3 protein-coding genes are annotated in these 2,079 nt (G+C 65.4%); all 3 read right to left on the minus strand.

All coding sequences use genetic code 11. From position 1 onward, the window contains the following. A partial coding sequence (locus tag ACSHXH_RS19540) for a molybdopterin-binding protein (protein WP_435673472.1) occupies positions 1-767 on the minus strand: 767 nt, incomplete at its 3' end. Beyond that, a complete protein-coding gene (locus tag ACSHXH_RS19545; RefSeq protein WP_435673473.1) occupies positions 764-1,732 on the minus strand; it encodes a molybdopterin guanine dinucleotide synthesis in 969 nt (322 codons plus the stop codon). The genes ACSHXH_RS19545 and ACSHXH_RS19540, both read right to left, overlap by 4 nt. Next, positions 1,729-2,079, minus strand: a 351-nt coding sequence (gene mobB / locus ACSHXH_RS19550) for a molybdopterin-guanine dinucleotide biosynthesis protein B (protein ID WP_435673474.1), incomplete at its 5' end; no start/stop codon positions are given. The genes mobB and ACSHXH_RS19545, both read right to left, overlap by 4 nt.

A 2,079-nucleotide genomic window follows, 5' to 3' on the forward strand; every position in this document is an offset into this window, starting at 1 on the left:
GCCGCGCGCAGGGCATCGCGGTTGTCGGCAACGATGCCTAGATCGACGCAGTCACATCCCCAGCGCCGCGCCAGTTCCAGCAGCATCGGGCGGTTCGCGTCATAGGTTCGTGACGGCCCTGCGTCGGAACCGGCTTCGCACAGTTCATCGCCGGTCGACAGAACCGCCACCGATAGCCTGTCGCGCACCGGCAACGTCGCGACGCCGGTGGCCGTTGCCAAAGCAAGATCGGCGGGCGTTAGAACGCGCCCGGCCTGCAGTATGACTTCACCCTTCGCGCAGTCCTCCCCGGCCTTTCGCGCATTTGCGCCGCCGCGGAGCGGTCCGCGAAAGGCGATATGCGCACCGTCCGTCGTCACGTCCTCTTGCAGGATCACGGTATCGACGCCGTCCGGCAGGATCGCACCGGTCAGGATCCGAACCGCATGTCCTGCAGGCACGCTTTGATCGAACGGATCGCCCGCCGCCGCACGGCCATCGACCAAGGGCATCTGCTGCGCTCCGGACCCGGTTTCGGCCCAAGTGACGCCATAGCCATCTACCGCTGAATTGGCGGCGGGTGGGTTTGACCGTACCGCCCTGACATCGTCGGCCAGCACGCGACCCGCGGCGTCTGCGGTCGCTACCGACTGCGCGCCGACAACGACGGACAGCCGGTCGCGCAACTGTGCCAGCGCGGTGTCCACCGGCGTCCACTCGGTCCCGCGAGGCAGGGCAAAACAATCGTCGCGCAGCGGTGGCGGCGTCAGTGATCGAGAGACGGTCATGCCATTCGCCCGGAGGTAGGATCGGAAACGTAAGTATGGTCCGAGCGGGAACGTCTCTTCGAAGAACCAGCACGGACGCCCGCAGGTTCTGCAAGGGCGGACAGGCCCAGATCTGCGGCGCTGCGCAATTGATCCTCGTGACCGACGCCGAAAATCCAGCCCTCTTCGTGGGCACTTGGATCATCGACCAGCAGCATCCGTGCCAAATCGTTATCGGGCAAGGCCGCGATGGCACCGGCCAGAACGCGGACCTGATGCGCGTCGCGGATTTCGCCCTCCGGCATCGTCGCGCCGATGAAGTCTGCAATCAGCGATGGCCACACCTCGACAATCGCAAGCGGACGATCCAACCTCTGAAACGGCCAGATCGCCGTGTCGAACCTGCGTCTCAACCGTTCCAGCACCGGCAGCCCCATCAGCATCTGACTGCCCACCGATCCCGCACCCGCCAACTGCCAACAGGAAAAGGCGCCCTTTGTCGCACGCTCTGCGGCGCGCCATTCGGCAACACCGTGATCCCGGCGGTCATTGCCCTTTCGCGGCAGGTTTTCGACATCCTGATTGGGCCGACCGTTCCCCCAGAACGGGCCGATCCCGGGGAAAAGTCCGTTGATCCGACCGGCAATCTCCCATCGGTTGGTTTGATGAGGAGCGTCTTCGATATGGGCCTCCAGCCAAGCCCAGATGGTCAGCGGGTCATCGGTCCCGGTGAGCGCGCTGGCAAAGCCCGCTGGATAGCCGAACGGGAAATCGAAACCCGCAAAGACCCTTCGATCGCAGGCCAGTTCTTGGCCGATCAGTGTTCCGAGCCAGTGTTCGGCGTCGCGACGATTGCGATGATAGACGGGGCGCTCGGCCACACCGTGACGCACCACCGCAGCCCAGATCGCGTCTTTTTTCGGACGCGGACCACGGTCCAGCCCGCCCGACCAGTCGACCACGATCATCGTATCAAAGCCGTTCACAGCCCGGTCTCCGCAACGATCAGATCGGCGATAGCGCCGGTATCGTCGAGGTGCAGCACCTGCACCGGCGCCTGCACCCCACTGTCGCTGGCCACCGCGATGATCCGCGCGTCGTGGCTGGCAATCAACGGCTGCCCGGTCGCGCCGCGATGCGCCTCGATCTTTGCAAGATCGGAGGCTTTGTAGCCCTCGACCAGCACCAGATCGCAGGGATCGAGCTGGGCCAGATGCGCCTCCAACGTCGGTTCCGGCGCGCCGCGCAGCTCAGACATCAGCGCCCAGCGGGTGCCTGAAGACAACAGCACCTGCGCCGCGCCCGCCTCGCGGTGGCGATGACTGTCCTTGCC

The organism is Marivita sp., from assembly GCF_051251565.1.
GTDB lineage: Bacteria > Pseudomonadota > Alphaproteobacteria > Rhodobacterales > Rhodobacteraceae > Marivita.